This window comes from Aeromonas sobria (assembly GCF_006243315.1).
GTDB lineage: Bacteria > Pseudomonadota > Gammaproteobacteria > Enterobacterales > Aeromonadaceae > Aeromonas > Aeromonas sobria_A.
Genome location: NZ_NKWE01000077.1, coordinates 1 through 22377, shown reverse-complemented (window position 1 = coordinate 22377; position 22377 = coordinate 1). Strand labels below are relative to the sequence as shown.

Annotated in this window: 16 protein-coding genes and 3 pseudogenes; 11 read left to right on the top strand and 8 right to left on the bottom strand. The window is 56.2% G+C overall.

Translation table 11 applies throughout. The features are described 5' to 3' along the window. From CF137_RS20750 to CF137_RS20720, 7 genes and pseudogenes are all read left to right on the top strand, one after another. Positions 1–270 (top strand): annotated as a pseudogene (locus CF137_RS20750) (IS5/IS1182 family transposase); the annotation flags it as partial. A 276-nt stretch (positions 271–546) separates the two neighbouring features. Then, positions 547–1434 carry a glucose-1-phosphate thymidylyltransferase RfbA gene (rfbA, locus tag CF137_RS20745; protein WP_139721376.1) on the top strand — a complete coding sequence of 296 codons (888 nt, stop codon included), beginning with the start codon at positions 547–549 and terminating at the stop codon, positions 1432–1434. Positions 1435–1539: 105 nt separating this feature from the next. After that, entirely contained in the window at positions 1540–2079 is a 540-nt protein-coding gene (gene rfbC, locus CF137_RS20740; RefSeq protein WP_139721374.1) for a dTDP-4-dehydrorhamnose 3,5-epimerase, read from the top strand. 49 nt (positions 2080–2128) lie between these two features. After that, complete coding sequence (locus CF137_RS20735; protein WP_139721372.1) at positions 2129–3235, top strand: LPS O-antigen chain length determinant protein WzzB; 1107 nt, start codon at positions 2129–2131, stop codon at positions 3233–3235. 116 nt (positions 3236–3351) lie between these two features. After that, entirely contained in the window at positions 3352–5067 is a 1716-nt protein-coding gene (locus CF137_RS20730; RefSeq protein WP_162515997.1) for a PglL family O-oligosaccharyltransferase, read from the top strand. A gap of 192 nt (positions 5068–5259) precedes the next feature. Then, positions 5260–5355: pseudogene (locus tag CF137_RS22355) on the top strand (protein-methionine-sulfoxide reductase heme-binding subunit MsrQ); the annotation flags it as partial. A gap of 422 nt (positions 5356–5777) precedes the next feature. Continuing rightward, positions 5778–6188 carry an H-NS family histone-like protein gene (locus tag CF137_RS20720; RefSeq protein ID WP_101315486.1) on the top strand — a complete coding sequence of 137 codons (411 nt, stop codon included), beginning with the start codon at positions 5778–5780 and terminating at the stop codon, positions 6186–6188. A 536-nt stretch (positions 6189–6724) separates the two neighbouring features. On the opposite strand, the gene CF137_RS20715 is transcribed toward CF137_RS20720, so the two are convergent. From CF137_RS20715 to CF137_RS20690, 6 genes are all read right to left on the bottom strand, one after another. Continuing rightward, positions 6725–8089 carry an efflux transporter outer membrane subunit gene (locus CF137_RS20715; RefSeq protein ID WP_139721368.1) on the bottom strand — a complete coding sequence of 455 codons (1365 nt, stop codon included), beginning with the start codon at positions 8087–8089 and terminating at the stop codon, positions 6725–6727. 2 nt (positions 8090–8091) lie between these two features. Next, positions 8092–10053 (bottom strand): MacB family efflux pump subunit, encoded by a 1962-nt coding sequence (locus CF137_RS20710; protein WP_139721366.1) that lies wholly within the window; start codon positions 10051–10053, stop codon positions 8092–8094. Continuing rightward, positions 10050–11213 (bottom strand): efflux RND transporter periplasmic adaptor subunit, encoded by a 1164-nt coding sequence (locus CF137_RS20705; RefSeq protein ID WP_139721364.1) that lies wholly within the window; start codon positions 11211–11213, stop codon positions 10050–10052. Before CF137_RS20705 ends, CF137_RS20710 begins: the two co-directional genes overlap by 4 nt. Positions 11214–11482: 269 nt before the next feature. Continuing rightward, positions 11483–12373: a manganese-dependent inorganic pyrophosphatase gene (locus CF137_RS20700; protein WP_139721361.1), complete on the bottom strand. Its 891-nt coding sequence runs from the start codon at positions 12371–12373 to the stop codon at positions 11483–11485. Positions 12374–12677: 304 nt separating this feature from the next. Beyond that, on the bottom strand, positions 12678–14342 hold the full coding sequence (gene recN, locus CF137_RS20695) for a DNA repair protein RecN (protein ID WP_139721359.1): 1665 nt from the start codon (positions 14340–14342) through the stop codon (positions 12678–12680). A 162-nt stretch (positions 14343–14504) separates the two neighbouring features. Continuing rightward, the gene (locus CF137_RS20690) at positions 14505–15818 is read right to left on the bottom strand and encodes a 6-phospho-beta-glucosidase (protein WP_139721357.1); all 1314 of its coding nucleotides are present in this window, start codon (positions 15816–15818) and stop codon (positions 14505–14507) included. 162 nt (positions 15819–15980) lie between these two features. Between CF137_RS20690 and CF137_RS20685 the strand changes: the two genes are divergently transcribed. Further along, positions 15981–16913 (top strand): LysR substrate-binding domain-containing protein, encoded by a 933-nt coding sequence (locus tag CF137_RS20685; protein WP_139721355.1) that lies wholly within the window; start codon positions 15981–15983, stop codon positions 16911–16913. Here the strand turns inward: CF137_RS20685 and nadK are convergent. Continuing rightward, positions 16910–17794 carry an NAD(+) kinase gene (gene nadK / locus CF137_RS20680; RefSeq protein WP_139721354.1) on the bottom strand — a complete coding sequence of 295 codons (885 nt, stop codon included), beginning with the start codon at positions 17792–17794 and terminating at the stop codon, positions 16910–16912. The genes CF137_RS20685 and nadK overlap by 4 nt on opposite strands. 236 nt (positions 17795–18030) lie before the next feature. Between nadK and grpE the strand changes: the two genes are divergently transcribed. The 3 genes from grpE (at position 18031) to dnaJ (ending at position 22094) form a co-directional block, all read left to right on the top strand. After that, positions 18031–18606 carry a nucleotide exchange factor GrpE gene (gene grpE / locus CF137_RS20675; RefSeq protein WP_101315466.1) on the top strand — a complete coding sequence of 192 codons (576 nt, stop codon included), beginning with the start codon at positions 18031–18033 and terminating at the stop codon, positions 18604–18606. Between the two features lie 298 nt (positions 18607–18904). Then, on the top strand, positions 18905–20836 hold the full coding sequence (gene dnaK / locus CF137_RS20670) for a molecular chaperone DnaK (protein ID WP_042018660.1): 1932 nt from the start codon (positions 18905–18907) through the stop codon (positions 20834–20836). 112 nt (positions 20837–20948) lie between these two features. Continuing rightward, positions 20949–22094 carry a molecular chaperone DnaJ gene (dnaJ, locus tag CF137_RS20665; protein WP_042018662.1) on the top strand — a complete coding sequence of 382 codons (1146 nt, stop codon included), beginning with the start codon at positions 20949–20951 and terminating at the stop codon, positions 22092–22094. Positions 22095–22146: 52 nt separating this feature from the next. Here dnaJ and CF137_RS20660 read toward each other — a convergent pair. Further along, positions 22147–22377: pseudogene (locus tag CF137_RS20660) on the bottom strand (IS1595 family transposase); the annotation flags it as partial.

The following is a 22377-nucleotide window of genomic DNA, read 5'->3' as shown; positions in this document are numbered from 1 at the left end:
CGCAAGAACGCTGGGCTATGGGAAAAGGGACATCCAAGAAATGAGGCGGTGCTGGTGATGCGCAAGGAAGGGCTGGCGCACTGGAAGAAGATATCGGAGTATCACCGTCGCTCGCTGGCAGGGACGGCGATGTATCGGTTCAAGCAGTTGCTGGCGGGGAAAATCAGTCTGCGTAACTACAACGGCCAAGTGGGAGAAGTGATGGCGTATGTAAGCGCTATAAACAAGCTAAATACCCTTGGTCTGCCTGTCAGAAAGCCCCGAGTGTAGCGGTCACCTGGGGCTGGGGACGTTGTGACCTGATGGCTGATTTGGGCAACAACGCCGGTTATACCCCAAAGCAGCATCTGACAAAGGCTGCATGACCTCTACTTTTGAATGCCCCTAAAAATGGGGGGATTCCCCCCCCCGCTGCGTGAAGCCAAGGCCACAGAAATATAGTGTAAAAAAAGCCAATAAAAACAATGCCAGTCAGTCTTAACTGACTGGCATTATGGCCGCAAGCCACCCTTTTCTTTTGCAATTTAAAAATAAGAAACAAGCATCATGACCAAACGTAAAGGCATTATTCTGGCCGGTGGCTCAGGCACCCGTCTCTATCCAGTCACAATGGCGGTGAGCAAGCAGCTGCTGCCCATCTATGACAAGCCGATGATCTACTACCCGCTCAGCACCCTGATGTTGGCCGGTATTCGGGATATTTTGATCATCAGCACACCGCAAGATACACCCCGCTTTGAGCAACTGTTGGGTGATGGCAGCCAGTGGGGCCTGAATTTGCAATACAAGGTGCAGCCAAGTCCGGACGGGTTGGCACAAGCCTTTATTCTGGGTGAAGAGTTCATCGGTTCAGATCCCTGTGCACTGGTGCTGGGCGATAACATCTTCTACGGCCACGACCTGCAGAAGCAGCTGGAGGCGGCAGCGGCCAAAGAGAGTGGCGCCACCGTCTTTGCCTACCACGTGCACGACCCGGAACGTTATGGGGTGGTGGAATTTGATAAAGAAGGAACCGCGATCTCTCTGGAAGAGAAGCCACTGGAGCCAAAGAGCAACTATGCGGTCACCGGCCTCTATTTCTATGACAACAGCGTGGTGGAGATCGCCAAGAGTCTGAAGCCGTCGCCACGCGGTGAACTGGAAATAACGGATCTCAGCAATCACTACCTTGCAACAGGGCAATTGACCGTCACCATGATGGGACGAGGTTATGCTTGGCTCGATACCGGTACCCATGAAAGTCTGATTGAAGCGAGCAACTTTATTCAGACCATCGAAAAGCGTCAGGGATTAAAGATTGCGTGTCCAGAAGAGATCGCTTTTCGCAAGGGGTTTATCGATGCCGATCAGTTGCGCGCACTTGCTATACCGTTGGCAAAAAATGAATATGGTCAATACCTGTCTCGATTGCTTGTTATGCAGCCTGATGTGTGACCTGAGGGAGATTTGCGAGCATAAGTGGAATCTTTCAGGCTACTACCCTAGCAATCAAAAAGTCAGCAAGTGATCACTTGGTTCTTTTTTCACATGGATTTATCAATGCAATATCGTACAACATCGCTGGCGGGGATGATGATCCTTACGCCCACGACTTTTTCGGATCATCGCGGTCAATTTCGTGAGTGTTTTCGTCAAGATGAGTTTGAACAGCACTGTGGCCATTACCCGCTGATGCAAGACAATCTGAGTCGTTCGGTTGGGGGCACGTTGCGCGGTTTGCATTACCAACGCAATCGACCACAGGGTAAACTTGTACAGGTTATCAGCGGGACTATTTTTGATGTGGCGGTTGATATCCGGCCAGCGTCGCCCACGTACGGACAATGGTTGGGTTGTCGATTAAATGCAGAACTCGGCGAACTTATATGGATCCCGCCCGGTTTTGCGCACGGTTTTTATGTGCTAAGTGACAGCGCTGATGTTTTTTACAGATGCAGCGATTATTATCATCTCGGTGATGAAGCTGCTATTCGATGGGATAGCCCTAATCTGGCGATAAAATGGCCATTATCTGAACGGTGGCCTTTATTGCTGTCAGATAAAGATCGCCAGGCCCCCTGTTTTGTTAGTGCCCCTTAATTGTGTCCCTGTTGTAAGATTTTTAACATTGATAATGAAGAGAGAAGAGATGAGCGAAAAAACGCCAGTTATTCCTAACCAATGGGTACAAGCACCCGCATCAGATGAGATAGATTTACGAGAGCTGGTGTTGGTACTGTGGCGCCAAAAAGTATTGATACTATTGCTGACCCTGCTGTTTGCTATCGCTGGTATTGGCTATGCGATGACTGCACGTCAGGTATGGACCAGTCAGGCCCTTATCTCGGAGCCGTCAGCTTCTCAAGTAGCGGAATTACAATTGGTTGTGGATAAAATACAAGCAATCATGTCCAGCAACAGCAACAGCAACAGCAACGGAGCCCTTCTATCGACTGCTGCTTTTTCCTCGCTTGAGCAACCCGCCATTTACCAAAGCTTTATTTCAGCCTTTAATAGCATGAATAATAAGCGAGCATTTCTAACACAAGAGGGTATCTACGCAGTAGAGATGGAGAAATCAGGAGTCTCCGATAAGCGTAGTGAACGTGCGTTAATGAGTAAGCTAGCTGAGTTCATATCAGCTAAGGCTCAGGATAAAACAAGCCAAGATATGACATTAAGCTTCTCTGCTGAAACACCTGAACTTGCTCAGCAGCGATTGGTAAAGTACATAGCCTTCGTTCAGCAAAAGCAACTAAAAATTAAAAATGCAGAGTTGTTATCTATATGGGAGAATAAAATAAAAACGTTAACAACCAAATATGAAGGAATGAAGGCTGATACTTTGCTGAAAAGGCAGGAAGAACTTCAGCGGGTCAGGTATAGCTTAAGGATCAGTAAGGCTGCAGGGGTGGATGCTCCTCTTGAGCGCATGGATAGCCAGGAGATTTTTAACATCCAGTTAGGTTCGAAAGGCTTGGCCGAGAAATTAAATATTTTGGAAGAGATCACAGACCCCGAGTTACTTAATCCTGATTTAGGTAAAATTCGTCTGCAATTAAGTAGCTTAAAGTCATTGAATATTCAGGATGTCAAATTTAACTCATTTAACATGATCAACTCACCAGAAAAACCCTTTACCCGTGACAAACCAAAGCGCCCGCTTATCGTGGTTTTGGTAACCTTGCTGGGTGGAATGTTGGGTGTAGCGATTGTTCTTGTACGCCATGCTTTTCGCCGGCCAGAGCAGTCCTAATTGTGACTGAATCTCTAAAAGGGGCTATTTGCCCCTTCTTTTTATCAGTGTCTTCAGCGCCCTTTTTACAACGTGGGGCTGGCCTAAGGAGCAGGGCTGTGACGTTAACGAAAATCATGATGACTTTAAGCGTGCTCTATTGGTTGTTGGGCATGCACTTTTTTATGCACAACCCGGGAGGCGCAGGGCTATATCTGCCCTTTAACGCGTGGGGATGGATTTTTGCCTCGCTAGCTATAGGATTGGGATTGTGGCAGGTGACGTTACGCCAGCGTCTGGTCTTGTCTCCATTGCAAGCTGGCTTATGTATGGGGTCGCTATTGCTGTTGCTCCCGATGCTCTATCCCGGGTTTGCACTCCAGGATTATGCTATTCCCCGATTACTGGGGCTTTTTGCTGGTTTGCTGTTTTTGTTTGGGCTCTATCAATGGCGCTTTAATCGGCAGCAGCGTGATCGCTTGCTCTATCTCATCCTGATTGCGATCGCAATCGAAGCTGCTCTTGGTCTGGTGCAGTTCTATCTGTTGACGCCAGGTAACTGGATTGGTTATGACACCAAAGCCAATCGCCCTTACGGGATCTTTCAACAGCCAAATGTGATGGCGACGTTTATGGCAACCGGTATTGCCCTTGCTGTCTGGTTAGAATTACGTCGAGAGAGTGGTCGTTTGCTGATGGCATTGCGCTATGGCGTCATTCTATCTGCATCACTGTTGCTGGTTGTTTTGCAATCACGGGTAGGGCAATTAGGCGGCCTGCTAGCCCTGTTCTTACTAATGCCTCTACTTCATCGCCAGTATTTGTTATCCCGTGTGTTGGGTCTGGTTATCTTGGCTGTGGCCATCGGCCTGTTATCACAATATTGGATGGCTGGAGCCAAGCGCGGGTTGGATATCTATCAGTCTGGTGGTGTACGCGCAGATATCTGGTCATTTACCTACCATTTAGTTACGCAGAATTGGTTGTTTGGGATTGGTTATGGTGGATTTGAGTCTACTTTTTTACATCGTAATATGGAGTTTAGAAGCCTAAATCCTGATATAGGCATAGAAATTTACAATCTTGACCACCCCCACAACGAGTTTCTTTATTGGGCTGTTGAGGGGGGCATTGCACCTATGATCGGCATGGTGATCATGGGAGGCGCATTATTATGGCGTCTGGCGAGTGTGCGTTGGGTCAATGCCATGGGCCTGCTTGCTCTGGTTACACCGATATTGCTCCATACTCAGACAGAATACCCTCTCTACCATGCAATTGTGTTGTGGTGGTTGTTGCTGACGCTGATTTATATCATCGATACCGAAATTGAAGAGACCAGCTTGGCTAGCCGTGGTTTTTCATCATGGTGGGATATGGAGTGCAGCCCCTGGTTGTTGCTGCGATTTATGGCGATCGCTATCCCGCTGTTGGTTGTTCCCTTTATGCTCACTGCAATTCATACCGCATGGGTAGTTACCAAGTATGAAAGAGGTGGGTATAAAGAGCCGACCTTGCTACTTGATATCGTCAATCCCATGGCTTGGTTGACCCGAGTCGAGTTTGATGTGAACTCGGTTCGTCTGATGGTGGGTTTGCAGACAAGTAACAAGGCTGAACTGGAAGCTTATCTGGAGTGGGGGCAGGCATTCGTACGCCATACACCACGTGCCAACATCTACGCCAATATGGTGATAGCGCTTAATGCATTGGGTCGTACGGAGGAAGCCAATACGATGCGATCAGAAGCACTTAAGCTCTATCCATCCGAGCCCCTTTTGACTGGGTCGGCTGCAACGGCAGTGATTACCGGTGTTGATCAATCAGGCAAGAATATAACTAAAAATAAATAGTGCTATTTGACTACGTAGAAAGCCAGCCCTTAACAAAAGCTGGCTTTTTTATTGCTTACCTTCTGGATTACCGGCATCTACACAGTCTGTTTTCTGGTACATACATCTACAAAACTGATTATGAAATACATACATTAAAATGTTGTGTGCAATTGCAAGCTTCTGATTTTTGGTGATTTATTTTTTGTTGAGGCGTTGCAGCGCAGAATGGGCGCCGTGTGGCAGAAGTTGCACAACTGGGTCTATGCCATCGCCCTGCTGGTGCCGGTACACTACTGGTGGTCGCTAGCGCCTCATACGTTGATGGTCAATTTGGACATACCCCTCGTCATCGGGCGAACGGTGTGGGATCCTGGCTTGCTCATGGCTAAACGGAGAGTCGCAGACTGGCCAAATGATGCTGAGCATATGGTAGAAATGTGCGCTCAAGGCTTATATCGCGGGTATCCGCGTTAGTCTATTGGATACTGAACTGGAAATTAATGAGTCTTGAAATACCGACTCTTTTTGTGCACAACATGGTAATCACTTCACCACTTAAAAGATTCTGCCTTTCAGCTTGATTGTTATTGATAGTGACGCAGATTCGATCTCGATGGTGAAAATTAAGAAAAAAAGAACGTTAATATAGAAAAACTGTATGTTGTCGAGAATTGTCCATGCTATTCTGAAACAGTTATCCCTGTAACCGACTTTTTTGTGAGGAAATAATGAACGAGTTTCTGAAAGTTCTGCTGAACATCCGCAGTCTGCGCGCCGCTATTCGTGAGCTGCCGTTTGAGCAACTGCTGGAAGCTAAAGAGAAGTTTGACCTGGTTTATCAAGAGCGCGCTGCTTCTGTTGAACAGGACCGAGCTGAACAGGAAGAGCGTCAGCGCAAGCTGAATGAATTTACCGAAATGCTGCAGCAGGCGGGTATTGATCCTCGCGAGCTGCTGGCTAGCGCTGCTGCCCCCGCGGCTTCTACCGGTGCTGCCAAGAGCAAGCGTGCTCCGCGTCCGGCCAAATATCAGTATGAAGAAGACGGTCAAATGAAAACTTGGACCGGTCAAGGCCGTATGCCGAAAGCCATTGCTGCTCAAGTAGCGCTGGGTAAAGACCTGAACGATTTCCTGATCTAATTCGTCAGGTTTAGAAATCGAATAATGCCGCCCAAGGGCGGCATTATTTTTTGCCGTTTTGCTCGTGTTATCCAATCCCCTCCGCTGTTATCTACATCCTCGCTTGTATCCTTTTTACTGTTGTTTAGCCTAACTGTTCCTTTTCTCAATATCCCTCACTATTTGAGATTAATTCATCCGTACGGAGCACCGGTGCGATAACGCTATTTGTACACGCAGTACAGATACGATCTCTGGATATGTTTCTCGCGCTTCATGGGCGTCGTCCAGCAACAGAATGCCGCCTGCTGATTGAATATCCGGTAACCGTTATCTCTGCTGGGCGCTTTCTGCACAGAGGCAGCCACAAGATATGGCCGAGATATTCAGCGAGGTCGCTGTACGGAATTGGCAGCATTGCCATTACAGCCCCTTGATGATGGGCGATGGATATCGGCTGCAGTGTGAGATCGAGGGTCTGCATGGTGTATGGCGATGGAAGCCCCACTCTGCTGGCAGAGTGGGGCATTGCTGGGTAAGGAGTAGTCGGGTACCTGTTATCGGGGTGTCACGTTATCGCTACCACCCAGGGCGCGATAGATTTTGGCGGTGGTGCTGAGCTGCTCTTTTTGCTGGGCCAACAGGCTCTGCTGGGCATCCCACAGCCGGTTTTGCTCATCAAGCCAGGCCTGCACGCCGGTTGCTCCCGCCTGGAAGCGGGCCTTTGCCAGCCGTTCGGCCTCTTGGGCATAACTCCGCTGTTCCTGCAGATATTCGAGTCGCTGTTGGCCATAGTGGCGGGCGGCCAGATTGTCCTCCACCTCCACCAGTGCGGTGTAGAGCTGCTTGCGAAACTCGGTTTCGGCTATCTGGTAATCCAGCTCGGAACTTTCGATGGCGAGCTGGGTACGGTTGTATTCGAGGAAGGGGAGGGCAAGGCTGGCCCCCAGCGTACCGACCGGATTTTGCAGCACCTGCGCCAGTCTATCGGATGCAGTGCTGGCACTGCCGGTCAGGGTCAGGCTGGGGTAGAAGCCGGTGCGGATCTCGTCCCCTTTAGCCAGCGTCTTGCGCAGCCGCAACTCGGCCGCTTTGACATCAGGGCGGTGAGCCAGCACATCGGCCGGGATACCCACGGCGAGTTCAGGAATGGTCTGGTTTGCAAGGTAAGCGGGTGCATACTCCAGCTGCCCGCTGTTGCGGCCCAGCAGCAGACGCAGGGCGTTGCGAGCCTGCTCCTGCTGCGCCTTGAGGGAGGCCAGATCGGCCTGTTTGCCTGCCAGTTGCTGGCGTGCCTGCGCCAGATCGAGCCGGGTGATGGCGCCAGCCTGGTATTTGGTCTGGGTCAGCTGCTCGGTTCGCGCCAGGTTGGCCAGCTGTTGCTCGCCTAAGGTGATGGCGGAGCCGAGATAGCCGAGCTGCCAATACTGCTCCAGGGTATTGCCGATCAGCAGCAGTCGGGTGCTGGCGAGATCCTGCTCGCTTGCCGCCGCCTCCCAGCTCGCCTGATCCCGCACCGAGGCGAGCTTGCCCCACAAATCCACTTCGTAACTGAGGCTCAGCGAGGGACCCAGACTGTTAGTGCCTTTGCCGGTCTTCAGATCCTTGTTGCCACTGGCGCCGATAGAGCCATTGACCGAAGGGGTGAGGTTGGTATCGGCCTGCTCGGCGCCCAGTCGGGCGCTTTTAAGCTTGAGGGCCGCCACACGCATGTCCGGGTTGGCGGCCAGTACCGCGTCGACCAGTTTGTCGAGCCGGGGATCATGAAATTCCCGCCACCAGGGGCCAGTCTGCGCAGCCAGTCGGGCGCCGTCTGGCTGTTGCCATGCAGGGGCGAGCGCCAGCTCGGGTCTTTGATAGGTGCTGTGCTGACTGCAACCGCTGAGGGCCATGCAGAGAGCTAGCCAGGAGAGTTTGTGCATTGTTATTCCCTCGCCAGTGCGACAACAGGGTCGAGCCGCGCCGCATTGCGTGCCGGCAGGTAACCAAACAGGATCCCGATGAGTGACGAGCAACCAAAGGCCATCAGGATGGAGAAGAGCGAGAACTGCATCTTGATGGAGTCCACCAGCAGTGAAAAGAGTGCGCCGATGCCTAGCGAGAGGCCGACGCCGAAGATCCCCCCCAGCAGGCTGACCATCACGGCTTCAATCAGGAATTGCTGCAGAATATCCGACTGGCGGGCGCCCACGGCCATGCGAATGCCGATCTCGCGGGTACGCTCCACCACCGATACCAGCATGATGTTCATCACCCCCACACCGCCGACGATCAGCGAGATCACCGCGATGGCCGAGACCATCAGGGTCATGGTGGCCGTGGTTTTCTCCACCGATTTGATGATGCTGTCGCTGCTGAAGGTGAAGAAGTCCTTCACCCCGTGGCGCTTGGTGATCAGCTCGATTACCGCCTGCTCGGCGAGTGCCGGTTGTACCCCGTCCTTGACCCGAATGGTGATCTGGCTGAAGTGGTGCTGCGAGATGAGGCGACTCATCACCGCGCTGTAGGGCAGCCAGATATTGACCGACTGGCTGCTGGGGCCAAAGCCAGTCTCCTGCGAGACCACCCCGACAATACGCATCGGCAAGGTGCCGACCAGTACCACCTTGCCGACCGGATCCTCCTTGCCAAGCAGGCTGGTGATGCTCTTCTTGTCCACCACGGCGACGGCGGCCCGCTGCTGGATATCTTGCCACTCCAGTAAGCGACCACTGACCAACGTCATCCCCTTCACTTTGAAATAGTCGTTGCCAACACCGCTTACGCTACCGCTGTTGGTCTTGTTGCGATAACGCAGCTGGCCGGAGCTGCCAATCTCGGGGCTGGCGCCCGCAAGATAGGGTTGCCCCAGCAGGGCATCGAGATCCCCCTTATTGAGGGTCTGGATGCTGGCCATCTTCTCGTCACCCCACCCCTTGCCCGGGAAGATCTCGATGGTGTTGGTGCCCATCGCATTGATCTGGTCGATCACCTTGGCACGCGCCCCTTGCCCCAGCGCCACCACACTCACCACGGCGGCAATGCCGATGATGATGCCGAGCATGGTGAGGAAGGTACGCATCCGGTGGGCGAGCATGGCATGGATCGCCATCCGTCCCGCTTCCCGATAGCGATCCCAGTCGTGGCCAATAGCACCTTTATTGGGAGGGTCTTCAGCGGTGGGTGGGGGCAATGCGGCCGTTTGGCGCGGGCCGCTATCTTGCTCTACCCGACCATCCTTGAGGGTGATGATCCGGTCGGCATGGCTGGCCACATCCATATCGTGGGTGACCAGAATGATGGTGTGGCCCTGAGCGTGCAGCTCCTTGAGGATCGCCATCACCTCCTTGCCGCTCTGGCTATCCAGTGCGCCGGTCGGTTCATCGGCGAGGATCACCTCGCCGCCGTTGGCCAGCGCCCGGGCGATACTGACCCGCTGCTGCTGACCGCCGGAGAGCTGACCCGGGGTATGGTGGCTGCGATCGCGCAGTCCCAGTCTGTCCAGCAGCTGGCGCGCGCGCGCCTGGCGATCCGGGCGGCTGGTGCCGGCATAGACGGCGGGGATCTCCACGTTGGCGGCGGCATCGAGATGGGGCAGCAGGTGGTAGCGCTGAAAGATAAAGCCGAAGTGATGGCAGCGCAGCCGGGCCAGCGCCAACGCATCCATGGTGGCGGTGTCTTGACCGCGAAACAGATACTGGCCGCTGCTCGGGCTATCGAGACAACCGAGCAGGTTCATCAGAGTCGACTTGCCGGAGCCGGACGCGCCGACAATGGCGATCATCTCTCCTGCCGCGATAGTGAGGTCGAGAGGGTGGAGCACGGTGACCTCGCTGTCGCCGCTCTGGTAGCGTCGCTCGACCCCTTTCAGCTGGATCAACGGCAGCTGGCTCAGGGGCTCACTCATAGCATCACCGCCATCTCATCATTGGCGGCGGGGGCGCCGTGATTGAGCTGTACCTTCTCCTTCTCGGTCAGACCGCTGATCACTTCAATGCGGATCTCGTCCTTCATGCCGGTCTTGATATGGCGGGGTTCGGTCGTTTCATCTTCCTTGATCACGGTGACTTCATACTCGTTGTCGGCCAGCTGCTTGCCAAGGGCGGTTTGCGGCACAGTGAGTACCTGCTTGCGCTCGCCGAGCACTATGGTCACCTGGGTGGTCATCGCCACTCGTAGGGTATGGCCGGGATTGGGCACATCGAACAGGGCGTAGTAGTAGACGGCCGCATTGTTGGTGGTGGTGCCGGTAGCGGCCTGATCGTTGATGTTGGTAGGCGCTAACTCCACGGCGCGAAGCGTGCCCTGATAGCGGGTATCCGGATCGCCAATCAGGGTGAAGTAGACCGGCATGCCGGCTTTGACTTTGGTGACATCGGCTTCGGAGATCTGCGCCTTGACCGTCATGGTCTCGAGGTTGGCCAGCTTGAGCACGGTCGGCACCGTCTGGCTGGCAGCCAGGGTCTGGCCCTGACGGGTCACAATGCTGATGACGGTGCCATCCATCGGCGCCAGGATCTTGGTGTAGCCCAGCTCGGTCTTGGCCCGATCAACCTTGATCAGGGCGTTGTCGATATTGGCCTGACTGTTTTGCAGTTCGGCGCGGGTGACCGCCAGCAGTGCCTCGGCACTCTCAAGATCGGCCCGGGAACTCGCCTCCTGCTTGAACATCTGCTGCTGGCGCCGCCAGGCGAGCTCGTTCTGTTTCAGTTGCGCCTGCTTGATCTTGAGCTGGGCGCGGTTGCTGGCAAGCTCCGCCTCGGCCGTCTTGAGGTTGTTCTGGGCAATCAGGGGATCGATCTCGGCCAGCAGGTCTCCCTGTTTGACCTGATCACCGGCCTCAACCGCCAGTTTGGTAACCTGACCGGAGACCTGGGCCCCCACATCCACCTGCTCAATGGCCTGTAGCACGCCACTGGCTAGCACGGTCTGGGCAATATCCTCGCGGGTCACCTGAGCGGTCAGCATCGCCTTGGGTGGTTGACTGGGCCAGAGCAGCCAGCCGAGGAGCACCACGGCGATCAGCATGGTGATGGCCAGGGTTCTCTGCTTGGGGGTTATGTTCATCGATCACCTGAATGGAAACGGAAAAGGGTTGTGCGCGGCGATTATCCTGCAGCAAAGACCTGATAAATAACAGCCGCAAATATGTAAGCAAAGTTATGGGGTTAACTGTCAATAAGCCGTGAAAGGAATACGCGAGAGGCAGGAGGGATGAGCGAGATGGTCAGCAAGAGGATGGGGGAGTGCAGCGGGCGGAGGCGATGAAAAAAGCCCTGCGCAGAGGCAGGGCTTTGGAATGGGTTATGGGGCGAGCCATGTGTTGCTCGCGGAGATCATGCCTTGGCCAGCAGATCCATCACCCAGGGCAGACCCTGCTTCTTGCGGCTGACAAAGCCCGGGTGGTAGCTGGACTCTGCCGGTACTTTCGGGTGCGCGGTAAAGTAGATGCGGCTGGCGGCAGCCGTCAGGTCAGTCACCATCAGTACGAAGAAGTCGAGCCCTTCGCTCGCCACGCGCTGGACCATCTCCTGCAGCAGGGCCGGCAGTTGCTCGGCCAGCTGCTGCTCGCTGCCCACTTCGATCTGGCTCATGATGAAGTTGCAACCTTCCGCCTGAAACGCTTTCTCGTCCTGCTGCAGCAGTTGAGCCGGGGTCAGGCCGCTCAGGTCGGTTTTTGCCATCAGCAGCTGTTGGCCGAACTCGGCCAGTGAGACCTCTGCCAGCGGTGCCAGACGCTCACAGGCGATCTTGTCCTGTTCGGTGGTGGTGGGCGAGGTGAGACAAAGGGTGTCGCTCATGATGGCACCCAGCATCAGGCGAGCCTGGCTGCGGGTCACGGTACCTTGCTGGCTCAGCAGATCGAAGGCGATGGTGCAGGTGCAGCCGACGGCACGGATCCAGGCATCCAGCGGAGACTGGGTGACCAGGGTGCCGAGACGGTGGTGATCCACCAGACCCAGTACATTGGCTTGTGCCAGTGTGGCAGGACCCTGTTCCAGATCACTGAAATCCACCAGCCAGACATCTTCACCGGTCAGATCTTTGGTCAGCAATTCGGGTTCGCTGACACCAGCCTGCTCCAGAATAAAACGGGTTTCGGTGCGCAGGTCACCCAGACGCCATGGGGTGGCCTGACGGCCCTGGCCATTGAGCCAGTCGGTGATAACCAGCGCACTGCAGATACTGTCGCTATCAGGATTCTTGTGACCAAAAACGTGGATCATAGACAAAGCCTCACAATTGGATACCCATAAAGGGGGGCAACACTATGCGAAATCCGCTGCATGAAGGCAACCGGATCCGCGCCCATGTTGCTGCCAGCTTCGCCTAACTCGCCATTTTATTGATCTGGGTCGGTAATCCTGACGCGTCTTCGGTTCTCACAATTGGCTATTGGCTATTGGCTATTGGCTATTGGCTATTGGCTATTGGCTATTGCTGGCTGCGAGGGCAATGGCGCTCGCCTGTGCCAGCGCAGTCAGCATGTTTGGTCAGCCCCATCGCTGCAAATCGGCTTTATCGCTTGATTCAGCGACGCAGCAGCTCGCGGGCATTGGCCAGGGTGTTGTCGGTGATCTGGTCGCCACCGAGCAGACGCGCCAGCTCATTGAGGCGGGCACTCTCATCAAGAGCGCTCATTTGGGTTTCGGTGGTTTTGCCATCGGTATGCTTGCTCACCACCATATGCTGGTGGCCGTTGCCTGCCACCTGAGGCAAGTGAGTGACCACCATCACCTGAGTTGACTCCCCGAGCTGGCGCAGCAGGCGACCTACCACGGCGGCAGTCGGGCCGCTGATCCCCACATCTACCTCATCGAAAATCAGGGTGGGGGTGGAGATCTTGCGGGCGCTGATGACTACGATGGCGAGGCTGATACGCGACAGTTCACCCCCTGAGGCCACCTTGCCAAGCGGCTGAATGGGTTGGCCCGGGTTGGTGGTGACCATGAATTCCACCCGATCTATGCCAAGGGGCGAGAGGCTGCTCTGGGCATCGGGGCGCACCTCGATAGCAAAGCGGCCATCGGGCATTGCCAACTCGTGCATGCTGCTGGTCACCTTGGCGCCCAGCTCCTGGGCGTAACGCTGACGGCTCTGACTCAGGGCTTCGGCAGCCTGGACAAAAGCCTGACGGGCCTCGGCCAGCTCATCTTCCATCCCCTCTAACCGCTCCTCGTCGGAGTTGAGGCGGGCGAGATCGGAGGCCAGCTCCTGATGATGCAGGGCCAGATCTGCCGGTTTGACGTGGTGCTTGCGGGCCAGATTGATCGCCTTGGAGAGGCGCGCTTCCAGCTCGTTGAAACGTTCGGGATCCAGCTCCAGCTGATCGAGGTAGCTGCGCAGTTCGCTGTGGCTCTCCTGCACGCCGATCAGTGCCTCGTTCAGCATCTCCAGTACCGGCGTGAGGCGGCTGTCCATGGCGACCAGTCCTTCGGCTCTGTCTACTGCCACTTGCAGCAGACCGGCGATGGTGGTCTCTTCGTTGTCATAGAGCAGATCGAGACAGCTGCCGCACTCTTGCATCAGATCAGTGCCGTTGGCGAGACGCTGGTGCTCCTCTTCTATCTGCTCGAACTCCCCTAGTTGCAGGGCAAATTCATCGAGCTCCTGCACCTGATATTCGATGAGCTGACGGCGGGATTCCCGTTGTTGCTGCTCGGCCTTGAGCCGGTTCAACTCGTTTTGCAGCTGGCGCCACAGTTGATAATGCTGGCGCACTTCATTGAGCAGCAGATGGTGACCGGCATAACCGTCGAGCAGGGCGAGCTGGTAATCAGGCTTGAGCAGCATCTGATGAGCATGCTGGCCATGGACGTTGACCAGTTGTTGGCCCAGATGCTTGAGCTGGGTGAGGGGGACTGGCACGCCATTGATGTAGCTGCGGGAGCGACCCTCGGCGGAGATGACTCGCCGCACGATACACTCACCTTCGTTTTCCAGCTCGTTGGTGGCAAGCCAGGCGCGGGCGGCCGGGTTGTTGTCGAGCAGGAAGCGGGCGCTGACCTCGCTTTTGTCGCTATCGGGTCGCACCATGCCCGCTTCGGCTCGTTCCCCGAGACAGAGACCGAGGGCGTCGATGGCGATGGATTTACCGGCGCCGGTCTCACCGGTGATGCAGGTCATGCCCGGTTGCAGATCGAGTTCGAGAAACTTGACGATGGCGAAGTTGTTGACGGTCAGCTGGGTCAGCATGGTCTCATCCTGTATAGGTCAACTTTACTGTGTATGTATACAGTATATACTGGTCTTATATACAGTAAAGAGGGATAGCCGCCATTTTTAACGATAACGGGCCACCAGAGTGGTGGCCCGCACGGGATAGTGAGGAGAGATTAGAGAAGAGAGGCGCAGGGGTCAGTGGAAGGCCGACATCAGATCCGGATGGGCGGCGATTGCCTCGTCCAGCGCCTGCTCCAGCCGACTACCGCTGGTGATGAGCGGGTTGAGCACCAGGGCGCGCCAGGCGGTATGACGGTTGCCGGTGATGGCGGCTTCGATGGTGAGCTGTTCGAACTCCTTCATTAACTGCAGTAGCCGCAGTGTGTCTTGCGGGAAGGGGGCCACGTTGAGTGGCAGCGGGCCTGATTTGGTGATGAGGGCACTTACCTCCACGGCGCACTCGTCCGGCAGACCGTTGATAGCGCCGTTGTTGCGGGTGTTGACGTGCATGATGATGCGCTTGTCGTTGTGGATGGCGCTCATCAGTTCGCACGCCGCTTCCGAATAGTACTGGCCGCCGCGTCCTTCCAGCGCCTTCGGTTTCTCGGCGAGATCCGGGTGGCGATAGAGATCGAACAGCTGCTGTTCGATGGCCTTGACCACTTCGCCCCGGGTTCCTTCGCCACTGGCCTCACCGAGCTCCTGCTTGAGGATATCGTCGCTCATGTAGTAGTAGCGCAGATAAGCACAGGGGATCATGCCCAGATTGGCCAGCAGATCTTTTGGCCAGGCAAAGGGGGGAATATTGCGCGGCACCAGCGGATCGGGCCCTTGTGCGAGCAGGGCGATCACCTCGCCGAGTTTATCTTTGCCCTGATGCTGGATCTGGCGCACGAAGATAAAGTGGTTGAGTCCCGCCACCTGCATGATGAACTCCTGCTCATCGCGGCTCTCCAGCAGGGTGGCGACCCCTTTTTGCATGATCACCGGTACGTTGCACAGCCCCACCGCCTTGATCTTGCTGTGGCGTAACACGGCTTCGGTCACCATGCCCGACGGATTGGTGAAGTTGAGCAGCCAGGCATCGGGGCAGAGGCGTTCCATGTCGGCGGCGATCTGCAAGGCGATAGGGATGGTCCGGCAGGCGTTGGCAAAGCCGCCCAGTCCGTTGGTCTCCTGACCGATCAGGCCATATTTCAGCGAGATCCGCTCATCGCTGATGCGGGCCTCCAGACAACCGGCGCGAAACTGGGAGCAGACGTAGTCGGCGCCGCGCAGTGCCTCTTCCCGTTCCAGCCGGGTTTCCACCTGCACCGCCAGCCCGGCTTTAGCCAGCATGCGGCGGGTGAGGGCGGCGATGATCTCCATCTTCTCGCGGCCATCGTCGATGTCGACCAGCCAGAGTTCGCGCAGTGGCAACTCGTGCTGACGCTGGATCAGCCCCTCAATGAGCTCCGGGGTGTAACTGGAGCCTGCGCCGATGACCACAATCTTGAGTCCGTTTTTCATTGTCCACCTCATGAACAGGGATAGGGTTTGATCCTATTAAAGGGGGGCTGTGGCGGGCAGACAAACGAAAAAAGGGGCGGTATGGATTAGCCTGTTTAATGCATGAGGGGAAATGGCATACTGATAACCCGCATCGCAACGCGCGTCATAACGAGGTTATCCATGCTGGTACAACAGAATACCCTGGCTCTGCTGCACACCTTCGAGAGCACGGCCCGTCACCTCAGCTTCACTCGCGCTGCCGAGGAGATGAACCTCACTCAGGGGGCCATCAGCCACCGCATTCGTCATTTGGAAGGGCTGTTGGGTTTTCGCCTGTTTATTCGCCTGACCCGAAAGCTCGAATTGACGGAGGAGGGGATGCGACTGCTGGCAACCCTCAGCCACTCTCTGCGCCAAATCAACGAGGAGATTGAAGATATCCGGGCTCAGGATCTGCGTGGCACGCTCCATGTGGGGGTTGCGCCGACGCTCGGGCTCAACTGGCTGATGCCAAGGTTACCCCGCTTCCAGCAACGCTGGCCCGGGCTGAACGTGATGATGCGGGTACGGGCAGGGGCGGTGGATTTCAACGAGGAGCGGGTGGATCTGGCGATCTATTACGGCGCGACCCGCTGCAGTGATCTGCACCGGGAGCTGTTGATGGAGGAGCGTCTGCTGCCGGTCTGCTCCCCCGCCTATGCCGAGCGGCTGGGATTGCTGCAGGAGCCGAGCCGACTGGCGGAGGCCTGTTTTATTCATGCCTCGGAATCGACCGATGTACAGCAGCTCTTCTCTGAGTGGCGCCTTTGGTGTGATGGCGCTGGCATGACATTGCCCTATGAACAGCGTCACTACGGCTTCAATCACTATCAGATGGCCCTGCAAGCGGCGCAAGGTGGCATGGGGGTTGCGATGGGGCGGGAGGTGCTGGTGCGCAGCTTGCTGGAGCAAGGGGTGTTGGTGGCGGTAGGTGGCCCGGCGGTGGCAGCCGGGCGTAATTACGAGCTGATTTCGCCGCGGGAGAACCGCGAGCGGCCACGTTTTCGCGCCTTTAGCGACTGGCTGCGCAGCGAGGTGGCGCTCAGCCAGCCTGGCAGTGATCCTGCCCTTTAAAACAGCTTGCTGCCCCAGCCGAGTTTGTTGCGCAGCACATGGAAGTAGCTGTAGTCGAGCGGATGCACCAGATAAAGCTGGTGGTGGCTCTTCTTGATCAGGATCTCGTCCCCCGGGTGGACCGCCAGCGTCACCTGACCGTCACAGCTCACCTGCATGGCGTCGTCCTGATTGTCTGGCGAGACCAGCAGGCGCACTTCGCTGTCGGCATCGAGTACGATGGGGCGGCTGCTCAGGGTGTGCGGGAACATCGGCACCAGGGTGATGGCGTTGAGCTTGGGGGTGAGGATGGGGCCGCCCGCTGACAGCGAGTAAGCTGTGGAGCCGGTGGGGGTGGCCACTATGATGCCGTCCGAGCGCTGGCTATACATAAAGCTGCCATCGATATAGACCTCGAACTCGATCATGTGGGCGATCTTGCCCGGGTGCAGTACCGCCTCGTTGACCGCCAGATTGCTCGACTTACGCTCGCCGTGGCGATAGACCGAGGCCTCCAGCAGGAAGCGATGTTCGCTCTTGTAGTGGCCGGAGAGTACCTGCTCCAGCGGCAGCAGATAATCCTGCGGCGAGAGGTCGGTCAGAAAGCCGAGATTGCCCCGGTTGACCCCGATCACCGCCACATCGAAGCGCGACAGCACCCGCGCTGCCCCCAGCATGTTGCCGTCGCCGCCGACCACGATGGCGAGATCGGCCTGCTGGCCCAGTTGCACCAGATCCATCACGTTTTCATCGAGGATGCTCAGGGTCTGGGCGACCCGGCTCTCCACCAGTACCCGAAAACCGCGAGTGGTCAGGTATTGATGCAGGCCGGTCAGCGTCTGGTTGGCCCCTTCATGATGGGGTTTGCCAATCAGGGCGATGGTTTTGAACGGAGAATCCATAGTCTGTCAGGTCTGGGATGGGTATTGCGGGCCAGTATACAGTGCTTTGCCGTGCTTGTGGCGCTTCGGATAGTGCTGTGCCCCTGCCGCCAGCTGGCGAAAGAGTGCTCAGTAACACCGGCAAATAGCCGCTTGCAGCGGTTCAGAAGCCCTGATTGGCCTTTTACCCCTTGAAAGCCGGGGCTGCATCCCCATAATAGCGGCAATGATTGAAGTAACCCTGAATTGGAGATGTCATGAACCACGAAGAGCAAAAGGTTGAAGCGATGGAGCAAGTGGAAGCCCAACCAGTCGAGCCGACCGATGTAGACAGTGAAGTGACAGCTGAACAGGCCCGCATTGCTGAACTCGAAGCGCAACTGGAAGCTGCCCAACAGTCTTCTCTCGAGGAGCGGGAGCGTGCCATTCGCGCCGTCGCCGAGATGGAAAACCATCGTCGCCGTGCTGCACAGGACGTGGAGAAGGCCCATAAGTTCGCGCTGGAGAAGTTCGCAGGCGAGCTGCTGCCGGTGCTGGACAACCTGGAGCGTGCCATCGAACTGGCCGACAAAGAGAACGAAGCCCTCAAGCCGATGATCGAAGGTGTCGAACTGACCCTGAAATCCATGCAGAGCGGTGTGGCCAAGTTCGGTCTGGTGGCACTGGACCCCACCAATCAGCCGTTTGACCCCAATGCCCATCAGGCGATGAGCATGATCCCGAGTGCCGATGTGGCACCCAATACCGTCATCGCCGTGATGCAAAAAGGCTATGAGCTGAATGGTCGGGTGATCCGTCCTGCCATGGTGATGATCGCCAAAGCGATCGACTGATTGGCCGTGGGTACCCAAGCCCGCCCCGTGGCGGGCTTTTTGTTTGTCTGTGCTGCATCCCGTCATCTTGTCCGGCTTTACGGTTAAAAACCGTCGCTCAATCATGATAAAGGGTGTGGTTTTTTAGGGTTAGGGCTTGAAGCTGCGGCTGGCGACCCCATATAGGAAGCAAGGCGCGGCGGCACCAGAAAATTTGATGCCGGGAGCTTGAAAGCCAGATTGGCTGCCCCCACCTAGCCGTTAACGCATTAAGGCGAGTTCCTCGCCAGTTTATTCAAAGTTTTTGGAGATTCGTCAAATGGGTAAAATCATCGGTATTGACCTGGGTACTACCAACTCCTGCGTCGCTATTCTGGATGGCGACACTGCTCGCGTGATCGAGAACGCAGAAGGCGATCGTACTACTCCGTCCATCATTGCCTATGCCGATGATGGCGAGATCCTGGTTGGTCAACCGGCCAAGCGTCAGGCCATCACTAATCCGAAGAACACCCTGTTCGCTATCAAGCGTCTGATCGGTCGTCGTTTTGAAGATGAAGAAGTGCAGCGTGACCTGAAAATCATGCCGTATGCCATCGCCAAGGCTGACAACGGCGATGCCTGGGTTGAAGTGAAGGGCAAGAAAATGGCACCGCCGCAGATCTCTGCTGAAGTGCTGAAGAAGATGAAGAAGACCGCTGAAGATTATCTGGGTGAGCCGGTCACTGAAGCCGTTATCACTGTGCCAGCTTACTTCAACGATGCTCAGCGTCAGGCTACCAAGGATGCCGGTCGCATCGCGGGTCTGGATGTAAAACGCATCATCAACGAGCCGACTGCCGCAGCATTTGCCTACGGCGTGAACAAGGTCAAGGGCGAGCGCAAGGTTGCCGTATATGACCTGGGCGGCGGTACTTTCGATATCTCCATCATCGAGATCGACGAAGTTGAAGGCGAGACCACCTTCGAAGTACTGGCGACCAACGGTAACACCCACCTGGGTGGTGAAGACTTCGACAACCGCGTCATCAACTACCTGGTTGACGAGTTCAAGCGTGAGCAGGGCATCGACCTGCGCAACGATCAGCTGGCCCTGCAGCGTCTGAAAGACTCCGCCGAGAAAGCCAAGATTGAGCTCTCCTCTGCCCAGCAGACTGATGTCAACCTGCCGTACATCACCGCTGATGCCACCGGTCCCAAGCACATGAACATCAAGGTGACCCGCGCCAAGCTGGAATCCCTGGTGGAAGACATGGTGAAAGACTCTCTGGAGCCAGTGCGCATGGCGCTGAAAGATTCCGGTCTGGCGATTGGTGAGATCGACGACATCATCCTGGTAGGCGGTCAGACCCGTATGCCAATGGTGCAGAAGACCGTATCTGAATTCTTTGGTAAAGAGCCGCGTAAAGACGTTAACCCGGACGAAGCCGTGGCCATGGGTGCTGCCATCCAGGGTGCGGTACTGTCTGGTGAGAAGACCGACGTACTGCTGCTGGACGTGACTCCGCTCTCCCTGGGTATCGAAACCATGGGTAGCGTGATGACTGCGCTGATCGAGAAGAACACCACTATCCCGACCAAGAAGTCCCAGGTGTTCTCTACTGCCGAAGACAACCAGTCTGCCGTGACCATTCACGTGCTGCAGGGTGAGCGCAAGCGTGCCAGCGACAACAAGTCACTGGGTCAGTTCAACCTGGAAGGTATCCGTCCGGCACAGCGCGGCCTGCCGCAAATCGAAGTGACCTTCGACATCGATGCCAACGGTATCCTGCACGTCTCTGCCAAAGACAAAGAGACCAACAAAGAGCAGAAGATCACCATCCAGGCCTCTTCCGGTCTGTCTGATGAAGAGATCGAGCGCATGGTCCGCGAAGCCGAAGCCAACGCGGCCGAGGACAAGAAGTTCGAAGAGCTGGTGCAGACTCGCAACCAGGCGGATGGTCTGGTCCACTCGGTACGCAAGCAGATCACCGAAGCCGGTGAAGCCCTGCCTGCTGACGACAAGAGCAAGATCGAAGCCGCGGTGAGCGAGCTGGAAGCCACCCTCAAGGGTGACGACAAGGCTGCCATCGAAGCCAAACAGCAGGCTCTGCTGGAAGCGTCCCAGAAGCTGATGGAGATTGCTCAACAGCAAGCTCAGGCTCAACAAGGCGCCGCCGGTGCTGATGCCGGTCAGTCCTCCTCTTCTTCCAAGGCTAACGACGACGTGGTCGACGCCGAGTTCGAAGAAGTGAAAGACGACAAGAAGTAAGCCCTACCCAGATGGGGGAAGTTCGCTTCACCCATCGGCTTAGTCAATGAATTCACGGGCGTTGGGTAACCAACGCCCGTCTGCGTAACTGCTACGAAGCAACAGGATGAGTATGTCGAAGCGCGATTTCTACGAAGTGCTGGGTGTGGCAAAAGATGCCGACGAGCGCGAGATCAAGAAGGCGTACAAACGTCTGGCAATGAAGTATCACCCGGATCGCAATCAGGGTGATGCGGCATCTGAAGAGAAGTTCAAAGAGGTCAAGGAAGCTTACGAGGTCCTGACCGATGGCAACCTGCGTGCCCGTTACGATCAGTATGGCCATGCCGGTGTCGATCCGAGCCAGGGTGGCGGTGGCCACGGTGGTTTTGGTGGCGGTGCTGATTTTGGTGATGCGTTCAGCGATATTTTTGGCGATATCTTTGGTGGTGGTCAACGTGGCGGCGGCCGTCGTGGCCCGGCTCGGGGCTCCGATCTGCGTTACACCATGGAGCTGACGCTTGAAGAGGCGGTGCGCGGGGTCTCCAAGGAGATCAAGGTGCCGACCCTGGTTCACTGTGAAGTCTGTAACGGCTCCGGTGCCCACACCGGTAGCAGTGCCCAGACTTGCCCGACTTGCCACGGCGCCGGTCAGGTGCAGATGCGTCAGGGCTTCTTCGCGGTGCAGCAGGCCTGCCCCCACTGTCACGGTCGCGGCAAGATCATCAAGGATCCGTGCCGCAAGTGCCACGGCGAAGGTCGCTACCAGAAGACCAAGACCCTGTCGGTGAAAATTCCGGCGGGCGTTGATACCGGCGATCGCATCCGTCTCTCCGGCGAAGGGGAAGCAGGCGAAGCGGGCGCAGGGGCTGGGGATCTGTACGTACAGGTGCACGTCAAAGAGCACGAGATCTTCGTGCGTGACGGCAACAACCTCTACTGCGAAGTGCCCATCAGCTTCACCGCAGCCGCCCTCGGTGGCGAGATCGAAGTGCCGACCCTGGATGGTCGCGTCAAGCTCAAGGTGACCCCTGAGACCCAGACCGGCAAGATGTTCCGCATGCGCGGCAAGGGCGTTAAATCTGTGCGCTCTGGCCAGGTTGGCGATCTGATGTGCAAGGTGGTGATCGAGACGCCGGTCAAGCTCAACGAATCCCAAAAAGAGCTGCTGCGCCAGCTGGACGAGTCGTTCAGCGGTGCCGCTGCCAAGACCCACAAGCCGAAATCAGAAGGTTTCTTCGAAGGGGTGAAACGCTTCTTCGACGATCTGACCCGCTGATTTCAGCCACCCGAATAAACAGAGCCGGCCCTGCGCCGGCTCTTTTTTTGGGCTATGTCCCAATTACGTGTTGCATGGGGTGCCCCAGCGCCTCATGTAAACACGCTTTGATATTCACTCCCTTCCCGTAACGCTCCAGCATCCTGCGCCAACCCAGATAATTCCTCAGATAATGAGTTGCCACGCCATGAAAGCGCACCATCCATTCTTTCAATCGATGGTGATATCCGTTTACATGTGGAATGTGGAATGCTCTTACCACCCGCTCACCCTGACGATTGCG

Bases quoted from the DNA above. Each gene is read 5' to 3' on its own strand.
- rfbA (WP_139721376.1), top strand. From the start codon at position 547: ATGACCAAACGTAAAGGCATTATTCTGGCCGGTGGCTCAGGCACCCGT.
- rfbC (WP_139721374.1), top strand. From the start codon at position 1,540: ATGCAATATCGTACAACATCGCTGGCGGGGATGATGATCCTTACGCCC.
- CF137_RS20735 (WP_139721372.1), top strand. From the start codon at position 2,129: ATGAGCGAAAAAACGCCAGTTATTCCTAACCAATGGGTACAAGCACCC.
- CF137_RS20730 (WP_162515997.1), top strand. From the start codon at position 3,352: ATGATGACTTTAAGCGTGCTCTATTGGTTGTTGGGCATGCACTTTTTT.
- CF137_RS20720 (WP_101315486.1), top strand. From the start codon at position 5,778: ATGAACGAGTTTCTGAAAGTTCTGCTGAACATCCGCAGTCTGCGCGCC.
- CF137_RS20715 (WP_139721368.1), bottom strand. From the start codon at position 8,089: ATGCACAAACTCTCCTGGCTAGCTCTCTGCATGGCCCTCAGCGGTTGC.
- CF137_RS20710 (WP_139721366.1), bottom strand. From the start codon at position 10,053: ATGAGTGAGCCCCTGAGCCAGCTGCCGTTGATCCAGCTGAAAGGGGTC.
- CF137_RS20705 (WP_139721364.1), bottom strand. From the start codon at position 11,213: ATGAACATAACCCCCAAGCAGAGAACCCTGGCCATCACCATGCTGATC.
- CF137_RS20700 (WP_139721361.1), bottom strand. From the start codon at position 12,373: ATGATCCACGTTTTTGGTCACAAGAATCCTGATAGCGACAGTATCTGC.
- recN (WP_139721359.1), bottom strand. From the start codon at position 14,342: ATGCTGACCCAGCTGACCGTCAACAACTTCGCCATCGTCAAGTTTCTC.
- CF137_RS20690 (WP_139721357.1), bottom strand. From the start codon at position 15,818: ATGAAAAACGGACTCAAGATTGTGGTCATCGGCGCAGGCTCCAGTTAC.
- CF137_RS20685 (WP_139721355.1), top strand. From the start codon at position 15,981: ATGCTGGTACAACAGAATACCCTGGCTCTGCTGCACACCTTCGAGAGC.
- nadK (WP_139721354.1), bottom strand. From the start codon at position 17,794: ATGGATTCTCCGTTCAAAACCATCGCCCTGATTGGCAAACCCCATCAT.
- grpE (WP_101315466.1), top strand. From the start codon at position 18,031: ATGAACCACGAAGAGCAAAAGGTTGAAGCGATGGAGCAAGTGGAAGCC.
- dnaK (WP_042018660.1), top strand. From the start codon at position 18,905: ATGGGTAAAATCATCGGTATTGACCTGGGTACTACCAACTCCTGCGTC.
- dnaJ (WP_042018662.1), top strand. From the start codon at position 20,949: ATGTCGAAGCGCGATTTCTACGAAGTGCTGGGTGTGGCAAAAGATGCC.